General features: G+C 66.7%; 13 protein-coding genes. 8 read left to right on the forward strand and 5 right to left on the reverse strand.

Annotated features, from left to right (window positions below; genetic code table 11):
- Positions 1 to 2: 2 nt before the first annotated feature.
- The gene (locus QX051_RS18950; protein ID WP_409998112.1) at positions 3 to 1,736 is read right to left on the reverse strand and encodes a caspase family protein; all 1,734 of its coding nucleotides are present in this window, start codon (positions 1,734 to 1,736) and stop codon (positions 3 to 5) included.
- 154 nt (positions 1,737 to 1,890) lie between these two features.
- Positions 1,891 to 3,498 (reverse strand): hypothetical protein, encoded by a 1,608-nt coding sequence (locus tag QX051_RS18955; protein ID WP_315777172.1) that lies wholly within the window; start codon positions 3,496 to 3,498, stop codon positions 1,891 to 1,893.
- Positions 3,499 to 3,573: 75 nt separating this feature from the next.
- Between QX051_RS18955 and QX051_RS18960 the strand changes: the two genes are divergently transcribed.
- On the forward strand, positions 3,574 to 4,761 hold the full coding sequence (locus QX051_RS18960) for an MFS transporter (protein WP_315777173.1): 1,188 nt from the start codon (positions 3,574 to 3,576) through the stop codon (positions 4,759 to 4,761).
- Here the strand turns inward: QX051_RS18960 and dgcA are convergent.
- Positions 4,743 to 5,738 (reverse strand): N-acetyl-D-Glu racemase DgcA, encoded by a 996-nt coding sequence (gene dgcA / locus QX051_RS18965; protein WP_315777174.1) that lies wholly within the window; start codon positions 5,736 to 5,738, stop codon positions 4,743 to 4,745. The genes QX051_RS18960 and dgcA overlap by 19 nt on opposite strands.
- 158 nt (positions 5,739 to 5,896) lie before the next feature.
- On the opposite strand from dgcA, the gene QX051_RS18970 reads away from it, so the two are divergent.
- From QX051_RS18970 to QX051_RS18980, 3 genes are all read left to right on the forward strand, one after another.
- Positions 5,897 to 7,030: an ABC transporter permease gene (locus tag QX051_RS18970; RefSeq protein ID WP_315777194.1), complete on the forward strand. Its 1,134-nt coding sequence runs from the start codon at positions 5,897 to 5,899 to the stop codon at positions 7,028 to 7,030.
- A 1-nt stretch (position 7,031) separates the two neighbouring features.
- Positions 7,032 to 7,802: an ABC transporter ATP-binding protein gene (locus QX051_RS18975; RefSeq protein ID WP_315738822.1), complete on the forward strand. Its 771-nt coding sequence runs from the start codon at positions 7,032 to 7,034 to the stop codon at positions 7,800 to 7,802.
- 156 nt (positions 7,803 to 7,958) lie between these two features.
- The gene (locus tag QX051_RS18980) at positions 7,959 to 8,834 is read left to right on the forward strand and encodes an MlaD family protein (protein WP_315738821.1); all 876 of its coding nucleotides are present in this window, start codon (positions 7,959 to 7,961) and stop codon (positions 8,832 to 8,834) included.
- Between the two features lie 290 nt (positions 8,835 to 9,124).
- Here QX051_RS18980 and QX051_RS18985 read toward each other — a convergent pair whose 3' ends face one another.
- A complete protein-coding gene (locus QX051_RS18985) occupies positions 9,125 to 14,605 on the reverse strand; it encodes a methyl-accepting chemotaxis protein (RefSeq protein WP_315777175.1) in 5,481 nt (1,826 codons plus the stop codon).
- Between the two features lie 384 nt (positions 14,606 to 14,989).
- Here QX051_RS18985 and QX051_RS18990 point away from each other — a divergent pair, with 384 nt between their 5' ends.
- The gene (locus QX051_RS18990; RefSeq protein WP_315774086.1) at positions 14,990 to 15,364 is read left to right on the forward strand and encodes an Hpt domain-containing protein; all 375 of its coding nucleotides are present in this window, start codon (positions 14,990 to 14,992) and stop codon (positions 15,362 to 15,364) included.
- Between the two features lie 83 nt (positions 15,365 to 15,447).
- Positions 15,448 to 15,768, forward strand: coding sequence for a 2Fe-2S iron-sulfur cluster-binding protein (locus QX051_RS18995; protein ID WP_315707114.1), 321 nt, complete (start codon positions 15,448 to 15,450; stop codon positions 15,766 to 15,768).
- A 50-nt stretch (positions 15,769 to 15,818) separates the two neighbouring features.
- Here the strand turns inward: QX051_RS18995 and QX051_RS19000 are convergent, their stop codons facing one another.
- Positions 15,819 to 16,283 (reverse strand): thioesterase family protein, encoded by a 465-nt coding sequence (locus tag QX051_RS19000; protein WP_315738818.1) that lies wholly within the window; start codon positions 16,281 to 16,283, stop codon positions 15,819 to 15,821.
- A 174-nt stretch (positions 16,284 to 16,457) separates the two neighbouring features.
- On the opposite strand from QX051_RS19000, the gene QX051_RS19005 reads away from it, so the two are divergent.
- Complete coding sequence (locus QX051_RS19005; protein ID WP_315777176.1) at positions 16,458 to 17,486, forward strand: NAD(P)/FAD-dependent oxidoreductase; 1,029 nt, start codon at positions 16,458 to 16,460, stop codon at positions 17,484 to 17,486.
- Positions 17,487 to 17,657: 171 nt separating this feature from the next.
- Positions 17,658 to 18,269, forward strand: coding sequence for a DUF2147 domain-containing protein (locus QX051_RS19010; RefSeq protein ID WP_315738816.1), 612 nt, complete (start codon positions 17,658 to 17,660; stop codon positions 18,267 to 18,269).
- Positions 18,270 to 18,691 lie beyond the last annotated feature (422 nt).

Below are 18,691 nucleotides of genomic sequence, written 5' to 3' on the forward strand. Positions count from 1 at the left end.
CCTCAGTGAAAGCTGAGGCCGCCTTTTGCAGATCCCCCACCGCCGATCCGCAGTCCGGACTGCGCGACGTGCGGCGTGCCCCGCGTCGGGCCGCCCTGCATCCCTCCTTGGCCACGCGCCATCGACGGACGCGACGCGTTGATGTTCGGCTTGAACGGTCCGGAATTGCCGGGGAAGGGATGCCGGACCTCGCGGGTGTCGAATGGCCGCCCAGGACTGCGCTTCAGTGAATCGCGCTGGATCTTCGCGGCGACAGGCGGATTTGCCGGCGGCATGATCCTGTCCCGCAACTTGGTCTGAGCGACTGGCCTGGGATCGACGGCCTTGTTGGGACCCGCGTTGTTGATGGCATTGCCTCTCGTGACGACCGTTGGCGGCAGCGGTCCGCGCGGCGGCACGGTGGTGGCCGGCAGCTTCGGTTGCGGGCCTGGATGGCTCTGGATCTGGGCGCCGGGATTGAACGGTCGCGCAATCGGCGCCAGTTGCGGTGGCATGATGAGACGGCCCGGTTGCAGCACGGGGATGGGCCGAGGCTGTCCCTGCAGCCGCAGCGCGACTGGCGCATATGGGCTGTCGGCGTAGGATTCGCGGAAGCTCTGATAGGCGGCCGGCGAGTTCGCCAGCACGGCCTGGTGCCACGCTGCGGCCTGCACGAGGCCAGCGAGCAGTGCGCGGATGCGGTCGGCGAGCGGATCGCGTGGGTACATCTCGATGAATTCGCGATAATATTGCGGACGGTTCTCCGACAGCACGTAGTCATAGGCCTGCCGCACGGAACGGCTCGGCAGGTCGGCGGCCATCTGCACCACCGGCGCGTTCTCCGGGGCGCGCGCTGCGGCAACCAGGGATTCGCCGAAGAAGGTGAAATCACTGGTCAACGACGAGCTTTCCCACGGCGTCTGCCGGCCGTCGGTGGTCTGGTTCACCTGCAGGCGGATGCGCTTGAACAATTGCTCGATCGGCAGGTTCGGCTGCCGCGCCAGGTTGAGGAAAGCCTGCGCGTACGGGCTGTGCTCGCCACGCCCGTCGAGCGCCTCCTCGCCAGGCGAGGTCGAATATCCGAGGATGGAGCCGTTCGGTGCGTCGACGATGGCAAGTCCGCGTCCGGCATCGTTGATGGCAGGGAATGGATTGTTGCGGCAGGCGTCCAGCACGACGATCCGCATGCGGCTCGGGATGGCGTCGAGCGTTGCCATCAGGTCCACCAGACGGATCGTCCCCGTCGTCAGGTCGGAGGGCGCTGAGATACGGGCATCGATCGGGATCAGATAGTTCTCGCCCGCGAGCTGAACCCCGTGGCCGGCGTAGTAGACCATTGCCACGGTGTTCGGGCCGTTTGCTGCCACCCGGCTCGAAAAATCCTGGACGACCTTGAGCATCTCGTTCTGCGTCAGGTCGGTCGCCGTGATCACCTCGAAGCCGGCCGAGTTCAACAGCTTGGCGACAGCATGGGCGTCGTTGTCCGGGTTCTCCAGCGGTGGCGCGTTCTGATAGCTCGCATTGCCGATCACGAGTGCGACGCGTGGCTCGGCTCCTTGAGGGATCGCTGCGGGGGTGTTGCTCTCCTTTGCAGGTGAGGGAGCTGCCAGCGCGCGCGGTGGCGTGTGAAGGTCGTCGATCTCACTGCCGGCAGCGAACGCCGAGTTCGGGCCGATCCAGGCCATCAGGCCCAGCAGCGCGGACATGAGCAGGGATTTCCAGGCGGATGTTACAGCGCGAAATTTCGGAACGGACACGGCGTTCTCCTCGAGCATGCGCCAAGCGAATGGCTTGAGGATCAGGCTACGCAGATCACGCAGCAGCGTACGTGATCCGCGTCACCTATCAACGCGTCACCTTTCGGTGCTCAGTAATCGAGGTTCGACAGGAGGTGGCCGAGACGCTCTCGCCCTACGAGAAGAATGCGATCTTCTCAGGCTGGGTCATGCGACGGATCGGCGCCAGCAAGTCATTGGCGGGCGCCTGTGGCCGCTGCAGAAGGCCGTTCGACAGGAGCGTCGATCCCAGCGACGGCTCGTAGGCAGGCCTGGGCATCGCGGATGCGCTGGTGCTGTGAGCCGCGGCGGCGGTCGGGCGGACCTGCTGGCTCGGCGCAACGTCGGCCTGCGCCGCTGCGGGAGATTGAGCTGCGACCGCAGCCGCCACGGCGGCCAGGGTCTCGATGGTGATCGCCTCCGGAAGCGGTGCCGATACAGGCACGCTGGGGACTGGCGCCGGGGCTGGAGGCGAGGCCATGCGCGGGGCCGCCGCGGGCGGGGCCGGCATCGGCGGGGCATACATTGGCGGGGCAGACATCGTGGGCGCAGCGGGAGTCGGCGCCGCCGTGGCAACCGGGGCTTCTGCCGTGGTCAGCGCGAGATCCGGCTCCGACGGCGCTGGCTCGCTGAAGCTCGCGACGATGTCGTCGTCGACCGAGGTTGGCTCCTCAATGTCGAAGCCGAGCGTCCTGGTCCGGCTGAACTCCTCATCGTCGATCGGATCGGGGGCACCCATCTCCGCCGCGACCAATTTCAGGATGGCGTCGTCGTGGGCTTCTGCGGCGACGGCGTCATCCAGGGCTGCCGCGGCGTGCTGCTCGATTTCGAGAAGGGCTTCGTCCACCGATGGCTCGGTTGCGACCTTGGGGGGCTGCACCGCCGCCACAGCTTCGGCGTCGACCATCCTGGCTTCAACCGCTGCGGCCGCCATGATCACGGTGTCAGCGCCGGAGGATGTCTCGACCGATTCGATCGCGGCCACCGCTGCAACGAGCGGAATGGTCATCTCGGGCCCGGCTTGGGCCGCCTCCGTCTGTTCCGGCACGGGCAACGGCCCCGAAGCCACCTGCGGCTCAGCCGAGACCGTCGCCTCCGCAGCCGGACCCGATGCGACATCAGGTACTGGCGGGGTGGCGGACTCGGTCGCCGGCTTGATCTCGTCAGCCGCGGCCGGAACGCTTGCTTCCGCCGCGTCGAGCTCCTTCAGCTGCGTCTTGATGATCTCGAAGGCCGCAAGCAGTGCGACCTTGGGGTCGGCACTCGCAAGCTGGTCGCACGCGGCCTCGATCGATGTGACCTGTGAATCGATCAGGTCGCAGATCCGGGAATCGGCGCCGATCTCGCGCCAGCGCCAGGAAATTTCCTTGATGATTCGGATGCCCTTGCGCACCGGCGCCAGGTTCTGCTCAAGGGCCATGCTGTCGACCGCAGAGGCTGCGGCGAGTGCGGCGTCTTCGACCGTGGCGCGGATCGCGGCCAGCGCCTCGGGCAGCGCCTTGCTGTCGGCCTGCTCGAACTCCTGCTGCTGCTGACGCTGCGAGGCCAGCGCATGCTCGATGCGGGCCACGGCGTCGAGCACCATGCTGGTGTCGGCATTGCGGTTGCGTTTGGCGTATTCGCCGAGGAACCAGCGGCCTCGGGACGTCTCCATGAAGGCGTCGCGGATCGCCTCGTAATCGGCCTCGTTCGGCTGAGCCGCGCGGGCGGATATCGGCGAGAGGGCGAAGACTTCATCGACCATGGCAAACCTATCGCGCACATTGCTGCGCGTTGGCATAACGATCACCATGATATTGATCGAATCGCAATTGAATTGATGCCACTGTCCCGACAAATCTCCACCACATCGCCGGTATTGTCGCGCCGATTCGCGGACAGGTTGGGGCTGTTCTATGGCGCGGTGTTCATGCTGTCGGGGACGCATCTGCCGTTTTTCCCCGTGTGGCTACGGGCGATCGGGCTGGACGCCTCGTGGATCGGTGTGATCATCGCGGTTCCCGCCGTGACCCGCTTCACCGTCCTGCCGTTGATCACCGCGGTTGCCGAGCGCCGGCAGGCCCTGCGCGCCGCGATGCGGCTGACCACCTTCGCAACGGCATCGGGCTTTGTGGTTCTCGCCTTCCAGCGCGAACCTTGGCTGGTATTCCTGGTCTACGTGGCAACCTGCTGTCTATGGACACCCGTTGTCCCGCTGACGGACGCTTATGCGCTCCGTGGCGTGATGAGCTATGGCCTGAACTACGGTCGCCTGCGGCTGTGGGGATCGGCCGCATTCATCGCCGGAACGCTGCTGTGCGGCGGGGTGGCCGACCTCGCGCCGTCGTCCGAGCTGATCTGGATCATCCTCTTGGTCGCGCTATGCGGTGCGGCAAGCAGCCTGCTGCTGCAGGCGCTGCCGCCCCTGCCGCATGGCGCCGGCCTGGCCCGGGACGGGCGCAGTCTGCTGGGCCATCCGAGCTTCCTCTGCATCATCGCGGCTTCGGCGCTGATCCAGGCCAGCCACGCGGCCTACTACACGTTCTCCGCCATCGCGTGGAAGGCGCAGGGCTTCAGCGGGCTGACCATCGCTTGGCTCTGGACCATGGGCGTGCTGGCCGAGATCGTCGTGTTCGCCCTGTCACCACGCTTCACGTTGGCGCCCGCCAACCTGGTCATGATCGGTGCAGCGGCGGCCGTGCTGCGCTGGAGCCTCACGGCTCAGGAGCCGCATGCAGCCGGGCTCGCCGCGGTCCAGATCAGTCACGGCTTCACCTTCGGGCTGACCCTGGTCGGAACCATGGGGCTGCTGGTCCGCCATGTGCCGGCGCAACTGACGGCGCGCGGGCAGGGCTATTATGCGGCTGCGAGCGGCGTGGTCGGCTCGGCGGCATCGGCCCTCTCGGGGCCGGTCTATGCGGCCTATGGACCCGGTGTCTACTACGTGATGGCCGCGATGGCCGGAGCGGGTGGCGTCCTGATGTGGATCGCGCACCGAAGCCTGTCGCTTCAGCCCCACAACGCCTGATCGGGCGGATAGACCAGGCTGTCCTCGTAGTGCAGGCCGTGCTCGCAATCCGCGGCGAGCAGCAACGGTCCGTCCAGATCGACGAAACGGGCGAGCGGCGTCAGCAGCATGGCCGGTGCCATCGAGAGCGATGTCGCCACCATGCAGCCGACCATGATGTCGAAGCCGAGCGCGCGCGCGGCATCGGCCATGGCAAGCGCCTCGGTGAGCCCTCCGGCCTTGTCGAGCTTGATGTTGACGGCGTCGTAGCGTCCGCGCAGCGCTTCGAGCGAGTTGCGGTCGTGCACGCTCTCGTCGGCGCACACCGCGAGCGGGCGCGCAATGTTGGCGAGCGCTTCGTCGTTTCCTGCGGGAAGCGGCTGCTCGACCAGCGTGACGCCGGCGGCGGCGCAGGCCGCGAGATTGGACTCCAAATTCGCCTCGGTCCAGGCCTCATTGGCGTCGACGATCAGTTGTGACTGCGGAGCTGCCTCGCGCACGGCTGCAATCCGCGCTGGATCGCCGTCGCCGCCGAGCTTGATCTTGAGCAGCGGGCGGTGCGCGGCCTTGGCCGCAGCTTTGGCCATCACGTCGGGGGTCCCGAGCGAAATCGTGTAGGCGGTCACGCATGGCCCCGGCGCGCGGCGTCCGAGCAGGTCCCAGATGCGCCGGCCGCTCCGCTTGGCTTCAAGGTCGAGCAGCGCGCAGTCGAGCGCATTGCGCGCCGCCCCCGGTGGCATCGCCGTCTGCAGGGCGTTGCGGTCGAGACCAGAGGCGATCGCATCGCGCATCGCGAGCAGCGCGCTCAACGATGCCTCGGGGGTCTCGCCATAGCGCGCATAGGGCACGCATTCGCCGCGGCCGACGATCGTGCCGTGTCGCACTTCCGCGATCACCGTGACCGCTTCGGTCTTGGCGCCGCGGCTGATCGTGAAGCTGCCGGCGATCGGCCAGTGGCCGATCCGGGCGTCCAGTATTGGAAAACCGTTGGAAGTCATTTGAAAGTCTGGCGATTTGTGAACCGGAATGAGGCGCTTGGGGCTTGCGCGATCTGACCGACTATGGCTGTTGATAGTGGTCTCCGGCAAGGTGGTAGCGACGCGGTGGGATTTTTCTCGTCAAGGAGCGGACGTCCGAGGCTCCGAGGATGGCCGTCGTGAAGGGCGGCCCTGATTTGCAGCGCAGTGGCGATGGCAACGCGCTGTCGCTGCGCGCGACCGGCGCCTGGACTGCGCCCTTTGCGCCGTCGCTCGAACGGCTTGTCGCCGATGCCGAAAAGCTCGCCGGCAAGAAGATCGATGTCTCGATCGACGTCTCCCAGGTGTCCAAGCTCGACACGTTCGGCGCTTGGCTGATCGAGCGGCTGCGCCGCAGCTTCACGACGGGAACCGTCGAGGTCCGGATCGATGGGCTCTCTGCGAACTACGCCAGCCTGGTCGATGAGGTTCGCCGCGTCAGCACCGCGCCCAATGGCGACGCGACGATGGTGACCATCACCGGCATGCTCGGCCAGATCGGCCTCAGTGTCGCCGGCATCTTCGGCACGGTCGCCGCGCTGATCGATATGCTCGGCGCCGTGATCGTCGCCAGCGGCCGGGTGCTCATCCATCCCCGCAGCTTCCGGCTGACCTCGACCATCCATCATCTCGAGCAGGTGTGCTGGCGCGCGGTGCCGATCATCGTGCTGATCACCTTCCTGATCGGCTGCATCATCGCCCAGCAGGGTATTTTCCATTTCCGCAGGTTCGGCGCCGACATCTTCGTGGTCGACATGCTCGGCGTGCTGGTGCTGCGCGAGATCGGCGTGCTGCTTGTGGCGATCATGATCGCCGGACGCTCGGGCAGCGCCTACACGGCCGAGCTCGGCTCGATGAAGATGCGCGAGGAGATCGATGCGCTGCGCACCATGGGCTTCGATCCGATCGAGGTCCTGATCCTGCCGCGCATGCTCGCGCTGGTGATCGCGCTGCCGATCCTGGCCTTCCTCGGCGACATCGCCGCGCTCTATGGCGGCGGGCTGGTGGCGTGGTTCTATGGCGGCGTCGATCCCGAGGCCTTCCTGCTGCGCCTGCGCGATGCGATCTCGATCGATCATTTCACGGTCGGGCTGCTCAAGGCGCCGGTGATGGCGGCGGTGATCGGGATCGTCGCCTGCGTCGAAGGACTGGCCGTGCAGGGCAGCGCCGAGTCGCTGGGGCGCCACACCACCTCATCGGTGGTGAAGGGTATCTTCTTCGTCATCGTGATGGACGGCGTGTTCGCGATCTTCTTCGCCGCGGTCGGGATGTGACATGACGCAGGAGATGTCCGATCCGATCATCCGCGTGCGTGACGTCACCGTGCAGTTCGGCAAGACGCGCGTGCTCGACGGGCTTGACCTCGATGTCAAGCGCGGCGAGATCCTGGGCTTCGTCGGTCCCTCCGGTGCGGGCAAGTCGGTGCTGACGCGCACCATCATCGGCCTGGTGCCCAAGCTGTCGGGCAACATCGAGGTGTTCGGCGTCGATCTCGACGCCGCCGATCGTGCCGGCCGCCGCGCCGTCGAGCGGCGCTGGGGCGTGCTGTTCCAGCAGGGCGCGTTGTTCTCCTCGCTCACGGTGCGGCAGAACATCCAGTTCCCGGTCCGGGAATATCTCAAGGTCTCGCAGCGTTTGCTCGACGAGATCATGGTCGCCAAGCTGGTGATGGTCGGATTGCGGCCCGATGTTGCTGATCGTTTCCCGAGCGAGCTGTCGGGGGGCATGATCAAGCGCGTCGCGCTGGCCCGCGCGCTCGCGCTCGATCCGGAGCTGGTGTTCCTCGATGAGCCGACCTCGGGGCTCGACCCGATCGGCGCCGGCGATTTCGACGAGCTTGTCCGTACCCTGCAGCGCACTTTGGGACTGACCGTTTTCATGGTAACCCATGATCTCGACAGCCTGTATACGGCGTGCGACCGCATCGCCGTGTTGGGCAACGGCAAGATTATCGCTGCGGGATCGATGGCCGATATGCAGGCCTCGGAACATCCGTGGCTCCGGCAGTATTTCCACGGCAAGCGTGCACGGGCCGTGATGGGTTAGTGCGTAGCGCCCCTCGGGGCGATTATTTTTGTGAGCGGGAGTGGGGACTCCTGCGACATAGCTGATGGGGTGGGTGCCGCAGTCCGGCGCCAACCGAGAGCGCATGGGAGCGGCGGCTGGGATCTCCGCTGCGACGTGCCGGTACCGGAGTTGGTAATGGAAACGCGGGCGAATTACGTCCTGATCGGATCGTTCACGCTGGCAGTGATTGCCGCGGCGGTCGGGTTTGTCCTCTGGTTTCAGAGCCTGCACACGACCAAGCAGCGCAGCCCGCTGCGGGTCGTGTTCGAGGGGCCGGCCGCGGGTCTGCGCAACGGCGGCAGCGTCAACTTCAATGGTATCCGGGTCGGTGAGGTCATCTCGGTCAAGCTCGACAATCCGCGCCGCGTCGTGGCGCTGGCGATGGTCGAGAACAACGCGCCGATCCGCAAGGACACCCTGGTCGGGCTCGAGTTCCAGGGACTGACCGGCGTCGCCGCGATCTCGCTGAAGGGCGGCGAGGAGGCTGCGCCGCCGCCGCCGCTCGACGAGGATGGCGTGCCGGTGCTGCGTGCCGATCCGACCCGGCTGCAGGACGTGACCGAAGCGATCCGCGCCACCCTGCAGAACATCAACAAGGTGGTCGCCGACAACCAGGACGCCGTGAAGAACTCGATCAAGAACCTCGAGGTCTTCACCCAGTCGCTGGCCCGCAATTCCGAGCGCATCGATGGCGTCATGAGCCGTGTCGACGGCATCATGGGCAAGGCCGATACCCTGATGCTCGGTCTCAACACGCTGGCCGGCGGCAAGGATGGCGGCGAGCTGTTCCTGACGGTGAAATCGATCCGCGAGCTCGCCGAGGATCTGGACAAGCGCTCCGGCGCGCTGATGGCCGATGGACGGCGCACGCTGTCCGACATCAGCCGCGCCGTGAACAATTTCGATCGCAATCCGACCCGGGTCCTGTTCGGGGCCAGCAACGCCAGCCCGAGCAACGCCCAGGCCTCGCAGCCCGCGCCCGCACCGCCGGCGGCGACGGGACGGCGGTGACGCGAGCGAGTTGCGAATAGGGAGTAGCGAATAGGGGCGCGCGGCAGCGGACTGCGCTCGGACTGCGCTCCATCGCTGTCGCTATCCACCGCTGCTGGCTGGCTACGGAGCACGTCGCACACCGTGGTGCCGGCGATGCGGGGCCCGAACGGCCAAAGCCGAAAGCGCCTTCATTGCATCTCCAAACGCGAAGCGGAGGCCTCGTGGCCTCCGCTTGTTCTTCTTGTCGCAGCGCTGGTTCTACTGAACCCTTCGCTACTCGCTACTCGCTACTCGCCCATTCGCTCCCATCACGCCAGCCGGCCGGCGGCGTGGGCGAGCAGGGTGTAGACCAGCCCGGTCTCCGAGGTGAGCTGGGCGCGCAGCGCCTGCGGGTTGCGGTCGTCGCGGGCGACCTCGTCGAGCAGCCGTTCGAACTCGGTGATGTAGCGGTCCACCGTCTGCTTGAAGGTGCGGTCGGCGCGGTACTTGCGGGCGACCTCGTCGAACGCCTTCTGGCCGGCCGGGGTGTAGAGACGCTTGGAGAACGCCTTGGTCTCGCCGCGCTGGTAACGGTCCCACATCTCGGCCGCGAGATTGCGGTCCATCAGCCGTGCAATGTCGAGCGACAGCGACTCCAGCGGATTGCCCGGCTGCTGCTGGGCCGGTCCGCGGCCGCGCGGCGCAGTCTGGCCGGCGGTGCTGTTGTCGGCCCGGTTGAGCAGGTCGGACAGCCAGTTGTCGCTGCGCTGATCGGCGACCGGACCCATCGGCGGCGCCTCGACCCGGCGTGGCTGCGGCGGCGGGGCCGGCGGCTGCATGCCGAGATCCGGCGGCGGCAGGTTGGCGACGCTGGTCGCAGCCGGCTCGCGCAGGCGCATGTCCGGCCGGCCGCCGACGGCTGCGGCGACGATCGGCTCTTCCTGACGGATCACGGCTGCGGGCGCGGCGACCGCGGCGGGACGCGACGCGCTGACCACGTCGAGACCGCGGCCGTGATGCGCGACGATCCGGTTGAGCTCGGCCAGCGCCTCGATCTGGTCGACGATGACCTTGCGCATCTGCGCCGTGCTCTCGGCGGCCTCCTGCGGCATCTCCAGCACGCCGCGGCGCAGCTCGTTGCGCGTCGCTTCGAGCTCGCGATGCATCTCGGCGGTCATCTGCTTCATGCTCGACACCAGCGTGGCGAACTTCTCCGCCGACTGCTTGAACATCGCATCGGCTTCCTGCGTGCTCTGCTGGTAGATCTCCTGCATCTGCGACGTGGTGAGGCGGCGTTCCTCCTCGGCGTTGGCGCGGATGGCCTCGAACTGCCGGCTGAGCGCGGTGGAGCCGGCACCCGCCGTTTCCGCCACGACCCGGGCGATGTCGCGGGCGCGCTCCTCGGCGGCCGCCAAGGACTCGTCGAGCAGGGTGGTGAAGCGCGTCAGACGCTGGTCGAGATCGGCGGTGCGCAGATCGATGGTGGTGACCAGCGATTCCAGCGTCGTCTTGCGATCCGAGATCGAGACGGTCGCATCGCGGTTGCTCTGCTCGACAATGGCCGCCGCCTCGATCAGCGCCTTGCCATGCGCGTCGAACTGGCCGGACAGCGAGTTGAGATCCTCCAGCGCCCGCGACGTCTTGGAGTTGAACACGTTGAGCTGGTCCTCGAGCGTCTGCGTCGCGGTGCCGTTGCGTGCGGTGACGTCGTTCATCGCGGTGACGAAGTCGGCCACCCGGGTGACCAGCGCCCGCTCCAGCGAGTTGAGGTTGTCGTGGGCGCCGGTCAGGACCTCCTGCAGCAGGATGTTGCCCTCGCGCAGACGTTCAAACAGGGCGACCGTGTCGGTGCGCAGGATCTTGCTCGTCTCCTGCATCTCGGTGACCGCAGCCACCGAGACCTGGCGCGATTGCTCGATCGCCGCGCGCGAGGCCTGCTCCAGCTCCTTGAGCGACTTGGTGATCGCGGTGGTCGCGAGCTCGCCCGCTGAGGTGATGGTGCGGGCGACCTCGGAGCCGTTGCCATTGACGCTCTGGGCGAAGTTCTGGCCGCGGACCTCGATCGCCTTCAGCGCATCGGTGGTGACGCGATCGATCTCGATCGTGAGCTGGTTGGTCTTCGAGTTCAGCGTCTCGACCAGCGTGCCGCGCTTGCCGTCGAGCATCTGCGACAGTCGTTCGCTCTGCTGCTGCACATAGGTGACGATCTCGTCGGTCTTGCCGGTCATGGCCGAGCCGAACGAGTTGCCGGCGGCAAGCACCGAGCGCTCGATCTCGGTCGAGGTCGATTTGACCCGCGTGGAGACCTCGTTGGAGGCGGCGACGAGTGCGCTCTGCGCATTGAGCGCGCTGCTCTGGATCGCATCGGTGGTGTTCGCCGCGACGGAATTGATGACGCGCTCGATCTCCGACGACATCGCCTTGAGCTGGCCCGCGGTGTCGGTGGAGGTGGCCGTCAGCAGGTTCTGTGCCTCGCGCGCGCCGCCGACGATCACCGCGACCGTCTCGGTCGTGGTCGTCGTCAGCACCGCCTGGGCTTCGCGTGCGCTGCCGACCAGGGTGGCCGCGGTGTCGGCCGACGTGGCGGTCAGCGACATCTGCGCCTGGCGCGCGCTGTTGAGGATCGAGGCCGCGGTATCGGCGCCGACCGACGACAGCGTCCGCTCGACGTCGACGGCCAGCGACTTGACGTGCTCGGTTGCTTCCGTCGAGGCGGTGACGAGCTTCGTCTGGACGTCGCGGGCGCTGTCGACGATTGCCGCAGCCGTGCTGGTTCCGACCGCGGCGAGCGTCCGCTCGACGTCGGCTGCCAGCGACTTGACGTGATTGGCCGCTTCGGACGACGCGCTGATCAGCGTGGTCTGCGCTTCCCGGGCGCCGCCGGTGATCGCTTCCGCGGTCGTGGTTCCTGCGATCGACAGCGAGCGCTGGACGTCGACGGTCAGCGCCTTGACCTGTTCGGCCGCTTCGCTCGATGCCGCGAGCAGGGCATGCTGGGCATCGCGAGCGCTCGCCGTGATGGCTTCGGCGGTTCCCGTCCCGGCACTGGTCAGCGAGCGCTGCACATCGGCTGCGAGCGACTTCACGTGCTCGGCCGCGTTGGAGGAGGCGGACACCAGCGTGTTCTGAACCTCGCGCGCACCGGCGAGGATCGAGGCTGCCGTGGCCGAGCCGGCGGCCGTCAGCGCCTGCTCGACGTCGACGGCGAGCGACTTGACGTGGGTGGCGGCATCGGAGGAGGCGGACACCAGCGTGTTCTGGGCCTCGCGCGCACTGGTCAGGACGGCCTCGGCCGCGCCGCTGCCCGCGTTCGACAGGGCGCGCTCGACCTCGGCGGACGTGTTCTTCAACTGCGAGCCGACGTCGGTCGAGACGTTGAGCAGCGCCTGCTGTGCCGAGCGGGCCCCGGTCTGGATGGTCTCGCTGGTGTTGACCACGAGATTGGTCAGCGCCCGCTCCGCGTCTTCCACGTGCGACTTGATGCTGGCGGACAGCAGCTCGGCGCGGGTCATCAGCTCGTCGCTCGCCTGACGGCCGCTGCTCTCGATGCGGCCGGCCACGGCCTCGACGCGCGAGCCGAGCAGGTCTTCGAACTGCGAGACGCGCTGGTCGATGTCCTTGGCGATCGAGCCGACGCGGGTCTCGATGCCCTGATGGATGTCCTGGAAGCGCGCGGTGACGGCTTCGGTCAGCTCGTAGCTGCGGCCGTCGATGATGTTCGACAGGCTGTGGATGCGCTGATCGATCGCTTCGAGCGCCTTGTCGGTGCCGTCGGTCAGCGAGGAGGTCAGAATGTTGAGGCGGGAATCGATCGACTGGATCGCCTGGGCCGAGCCATCGGTCAGCGAGGAGGTCAGCACGGTCAGCCGCGAGTCGATCGCGTGCAGCACCTGGGCAGCGCCGTCGGTCAGCGAGTTGGACAGAGTGCCGAGGCGGCCTTCGATCGTCGAAGTGACCGAGGTCGCGCGGTTGTCGAAGTTCTCCTCGAGCGACTTGAGGCGGCCCTCGACGCTGTCGTCGAAGGTCTTGATCTTCGCATCGAGCGAGGTGTCGAGGGTGGTGATGCGGGCCTGCAGATTGGTCTCGAACTGGTTCAGCCGCTGATCCAGCGTCGCCGTGATCTCACCGCTGTTGGACGACAGCCGCGTATCGAACGTATCGACATAGGACTTGAGATTGTCGGAGATTTCCTGGGTCCGCTGGCCCATGCGCTCGACGATCTCGCCGCCATAGGTCTTCACCGTGCGGTCGAACTCGGTGATGTGCCGGGTGATCAGCGCGCCCAGCGTCGAGCTGTCGCGTGCGAAGCGCTCGGCGAGCTCGGTGCCCTGGTTCTTCACCAGCTCGTCGAAGGCGCTGATCTGGATCGACAGCGTGTCGTGGGTGCTCTCGGTCTGGCTGACGACCTTGGCGACCAGCGAATTGACGGTCGCATCGAGCGACTCGCTCGCCTTCTCGCCTGACGTGACGATGTGGCCGGACATGCGCTGGCTCGCCTCGTCGATCTTGGTCACGAGATCGCCGCTGCGCAGCTCGAGCTCCAGCAGGAGGGACTCGCCGGACGCCTTGAGCTGGTCGTGAACCTGCTCGGTTCGCACCGAGATGCCGTCGACGATGGCCGCCGTGCGCTGCTCGAACTCGCTGGTGATGCGGTCGATGCGCTCGTTCAGCATCTCGTGGACGCGGTCCGACAGGTCGGCGAACTCGTCGTGGACGTGGCCGGTCTTGAAATTGAGGCTGGTGGTGAGCCGCTCCGAGGCGTCGAGCACGGCGCGGGTGGTCTCGGCGCTGGCCTCTTCGAGCCGGTCGAGCAGATCGCCGCCGCGCTCGCCGAGCGCGAGGATCATGTTGTCGCCGGCGTTGCCGAGCGCGGCCGTGATGTGGGCGCCGCGCTCTTCCAGCGCGCCGGTGATGCTCTTGGCGACCTCGTCGACCCGCGAGGCGATCGCGTCCGAGATCAGCGCGATGTCGTGGCGAAGGTCGATCTGTACGCCCGAGATGGCGCTGCGGACCTGCTCGGCCTGGCCGACGAGGTTATCGCGCTGATGGGCGATGTCCTGCAGCAGGGCGCGGATGCGGACCTCGTTGTCGCTGTAGGCGCGCTCAAGGGCTGCAACCTCGTTGGCGACCAGCATCTCGAGCTCGCCTGCGCGCGCGATCGCGCGCTCGACGCCGTCGCCCATCGCCGCGACCTCGCGGCGGATGGCCTGGCCGACGGTCACGATGGAATCGCTGACGGCGCCTTCCGGCTCGGAGAAGCGGATCGCGACCTGCGCCATCGACTGCGCGATCATGCGCAGCTCCTGGCCGCGCCAGGCGAGACTGGCCAGGAAGTAGAACAGCAGAACCGGTGCGAAGAACACGGCGGCGAGACCGGCGAGCACCAGCACGCCGCCGCTCTGGCCGATCAGGGCCTGCAAAGCGGGCAGGAAACCGATGGTCAGCAGGACGCAGCCGACGATCCAGATGCCTGCAAAGGCGGTTGCCAGCGTGTAGACGCCGCGTGACGGGCGGCCCTTCTGGATCGCCTGCAGCAACTGGCCGATGGTCTCGCGGTCGTCATTGGCCGGGCGGCGCGCGGCGAGCGGCGGCGGCTCGATCTCGTCAAGGCTGCTGCGGTCGATGCCCGGACGCGAGTCGAACGAATCCAGACTGGATACGCCGTTCGGCATGACGGGCGGGGCCCCCTCAGCGTGGACCGAGCTCTGCGAGTCCGTGGGCGCGGACGAATCGCTGATGTTCAAAGCCTCCTGAATGGCGGACAGCGCAACTTCAGTCGGGTCTTTGACCTTTTTCGGAGTGTTCGCCATGTTGAGTCCGAGCCCTCGTCTTAATTTCGATCCGGCGAGCCGCGTACGAGTGCCCTCTCGCAACGCTCGAACCGGACGTCATCCCTCGCAGGCACCAGGGGTGGCAAATTCCGCCAGGTGACCCACTCCATCCGGGCATCATCCTATTGGCAGTGCCTGTTGAAAGAAATGGCCGTGGTTAAGAGATTCTTAATCATCGTTAACAGCACCCGCCGTTAACACTTTAGAAGTTCTGCGAATTCCCGTTTCTGCCGCGATTGGGGCAGAGCCGGGCCCAAATCGCGGCAAACCCGCGGCAATTGGGCCGGTAACAATGCATTAACCATTGTCGTGCTTGACTTACCACAGGCGCGCGCGGCGCGCCCGCCGGACCGGATTGCCGCCATGATTCCCGACCTTTCACGGATCGAATGGATGCCCTCGCCCCCGCTGGTTCCCGACGACGGGCCGATCAGCCTGGACCTGCTGCGGCGGATGACTCTCGGCGACAGCGCGCTCGAGCGCGAGGTGCTCGCCATGTTTGCGGACCAGGCTGTCCGCCTGCTGGAGCGGTTGCAGGTGATGCCCGAGGATGCGGCCACCGTCGCCCACACGCTGAAGGGCTCGGCCCGCGCCGTCGGCGCGCTCGATGTCGCCGACGCGGCGGAAGGGCTCGAAGCGGCGCTGCGGGCGGGCGACCCGGCCGATGCGCTGGCCTGGCTGGGCACGGCGATCGCGCAGGCCCGCGCGGCGATTTCGGAGATGCTCGGCGCGGCCTGAGCGGCCGGCGGCAGCACTAGCGCGGAGCGGAGCGGTCCGTTATAGGACAGCCCGACCTCATTCCCTGCGCAGCACGAGCACACATGGCCAAGATCACCTTTGTCGACCATACCGGCGAATCCAGAACCGTTGAGATCGAGAACGGCGCGACCGTGATGGAAGCGGCGATCCGCAACGCCATTCCCGGCATCGAGGCCGAATGTGGCGGCGCCTGTGCCTGCGCGACCTGCCATGTCTATGTCGACGAAGCCTGGCGCGAGAAGGTCGGCCCGCCGACCCCGATGGAAGAGGACATGCTCGATTTCGGCTACGATGTCCGGCCGAATTCCCGTCTCTCCTGCCAGATCAAGGTCTCCGACGAGCTCGACGGCCTCGTCGTCTCCACCCCCGAGCGTCAGGCCTGACCGTTCGCCTCGCGTCCTCATCGCCGCGCCCCCGGTGATCGCCGCCAGGCCTATGCCGGCAGCGCGATCGTCACGCCGCGGCGGACCCACGGCTGGAGCGCAGCAATGAGCTTCGGCGTCAGCGGCGCCGGCTTGCGCGTCGCTTCGTCGATCAGAACCATGACCGCGGTGGCCGACGCCACGCAGCGCCCGTCCGAGAACACGACCTGCTCGCAGGTCACCGACGTGCGCCCCAGCCTCACGACCCCCAGTCCCAGCTCGATCATGCCCGGCCAGCGCAGCTCGGCCCGGAAATGCATGTCGAGCCGCACCATGATCCAGGCCAGCCCCTCTTGTCCGAGGCCATGGCGCGGGTCCTTCATCAAGGTCACCCGGCCGGTCTCGAAATAGGTCGCATAGACCGCATTGTTGACGTGCTGGTTGGGATCGAGGTCGCCGAAGCGGACATTGTCCGTCAGCCGATAGGGAAAGTCCTCCAGGCGTGGCGCGTGGTCGCGGCGGGCCGTCTCTGTCACCGATTGATCTCCATCATTCATGTCCCCTTCAAACCCGGCTAAGCCCGCCGCTGCAAGCCGCGCGCGAGCGAGGGGCGGCTTTTGTGCCTTCCCTGCGACCACCCCGTTGGCTACAAATTCGGAACCGCCATCTGCCGCCATCCGTCGAGCGGCGCCTCCAACGAGAAGAGCGACATGAGCGAAGCGATCAAGACCGATGTGCTGATCATTGGCGCGGGCCCTTGCGGACTGTTTGCCGTTTTTGAACTGGGGCTGCTCGACATCAAGGCGCATCTGATCGACATCCTCGATAAGGTCGGCGGCCAATGCGCCGAGCTGTATCCGGAGAAGCCGATCTACGACATTCCCGGCGTGCCGATGGTGACGGGGCAGGGCCTCACTGAGCAGCTGATGGAGCAGATCAAGCCGTTCAGCCCGACCTTCCATCTCGGCGAGATGGTCGAGAAGGTCGAGAAGATCGGCGATCCCGGTTTTCGCATCACCACCGACGCCGGCAAGGTGTTCGAGTGCAAGGTCGTGGTGATCGCGGCCGGCGGCGGCTCGTTCCAGCCGAAGCGTCCGCCGGTGCCGGGCATCGAGGCATACGAAGGCACCTCGGTGTTTTATGCCGTGCGCAAGATGGAGCAGTTCCGCGACAAGAATGTCGTCATCGTCGGCGGCGGCGATTCCGCGCTCGACTGGACTCTCAATCTGCATCCCCTCGCCAAGCGCATCACGCTGGTGCATCGGCGCGACGATTTCCGCGCGGCGCCGCACAGCGTCGAGCAGATGCGCGCGCTCGTGGCGAGCGGCAAGATGGATCTGCGCATCGGTCAGGTGACGGCGCTCGAAGGTGCGAACGGTCAGCTTTCCGCGGCCACCATCAAGGGCAACGACAATGCGGTCGAGACCGTGCCGTGCGAGATGATGCTGCCGTTCTTCGGCTTGACGATGAAGCTCGGCCCCGTTGCCGAGTGGGGCATCGCGCTCGAGCACAATCTCATTCCGGTCGAGACCTCGGCGTTCGAGACCTCGGTGCCCGGCATCTTCGCGATCGGCGACATCAATACCTATCCCGGCAAGATCAAGCTGATCCTGTGCGGCTTCCACGAGGGCGCGCTGATGGCGCAGAAGGCGCACCGCTACGTGTATCCGGAGAAGCGGCTGGTGTTCCAGTACACGACGTCGTCGTCGAGCCTGCAGAAGAAGCTCGGCGTCAACTAATTGCTCGGAAGCGTGGAACCCGGCGCCGCCGGACCAACTCAAATGTGAAGAAATGTTTCCTGCGCGTGCCGGTTTCACCGGCGCGCCAGACCTGTTATGGGCTGGAACGATGCACGAAACGGCCGTACTGTGCGGCCATTCATTTTGTGACTTGGTCAAGGTGAGATGATGATGCGCAATGCGTTTCCCCGACTTCGGCTGGCGCCTGGTGTGACGAAGCTCGCGATCGGCGCGCTCGTCGTTGCCGGTGCTCTGCTGACGCGGCCTGCGCTCGCGGCTGAGCCGACCGCGGCCGGTCTGTGGCAGAAGGTCGAGGATGGCAGGCCCGTCGGCTGGTTCCTCTTCATCGACCACGACGGCGTGTTCGAGGGCGTGATCGCCAAGACGTTTCCGCGCCCCGGCGACAATCCGAACGAGGTCTGTTCGAAGTGCAGCGATGACCGCAAGAATGCGCCGGTGCTCGGCATCTCCTTCGTGCGCGACATGAAGCGTGAGGGCCTGAAATACGAAGGCGGCAACGTGCTCAATCCGCGCGACGGCAACATCTGGAAGGCCAATATGCGGGTCAGTCCGGACGGGCAGACGCTGATCCTGCACGGCTATCTCGGCATCTCGCTGTTTGGCAAGGACGAGACCTGGACCCGTCTTCCAGATACCAACATGGCCCAGATCGACCCCGCGATCCTCGCCAAATATCTGCCGGCCCAGGCGACCACGGCAACCGGCCCCGCGACCAAGCAGGCGCCGCCGCCGATGATGAAGAAGCCGGCGCCGACTAAGTAGTTCGCCGCCGAACTGCAGCATGGTGGTCGTTGTTAAGCGACACACCGTCGTGATCTCGCGGCGCATGGCGTCCGAGTTTTCAAGCTGAACGCGACCCTCTCGAGCGAGAGGGCGCAGGGAATGCCGGGTGAGGGCCTCACCCATGGCCCGCCTGCTAAAAAATGCAGGCGGCAGGAACCACAGGTAAAGCCGATCAACCGGCATTCCCTGCGCGATGTTTGACGGCTTATACGTCCTCTCCCCGGGGACCGGCTGTCTTGCCCCCGTCACGAGCGGATCATCACCACCGCTCGCTTGGCATCAGCATCGGGATGCCAGGACCCTACGACTTCACCGTGCGCCGCCGCTCGTTCGTCGGCATGATCGGATCACGCTGCGACCGGTGGCGCCCACCGCGTCCCGCACTCCACGTTCGTGACGAC

The sequence above is a fragment of the Bradyrhizobium sp. SZCCHNR1053 genome (assembly GCF_032381235.1).
In the GTDB taxonomy this organism is placed as follows: Bacteria; Pseudomonadota; Alphaproteobacteria; order Rhizobiales; family Xanthobacteraceae; genus Bradyrhizobium.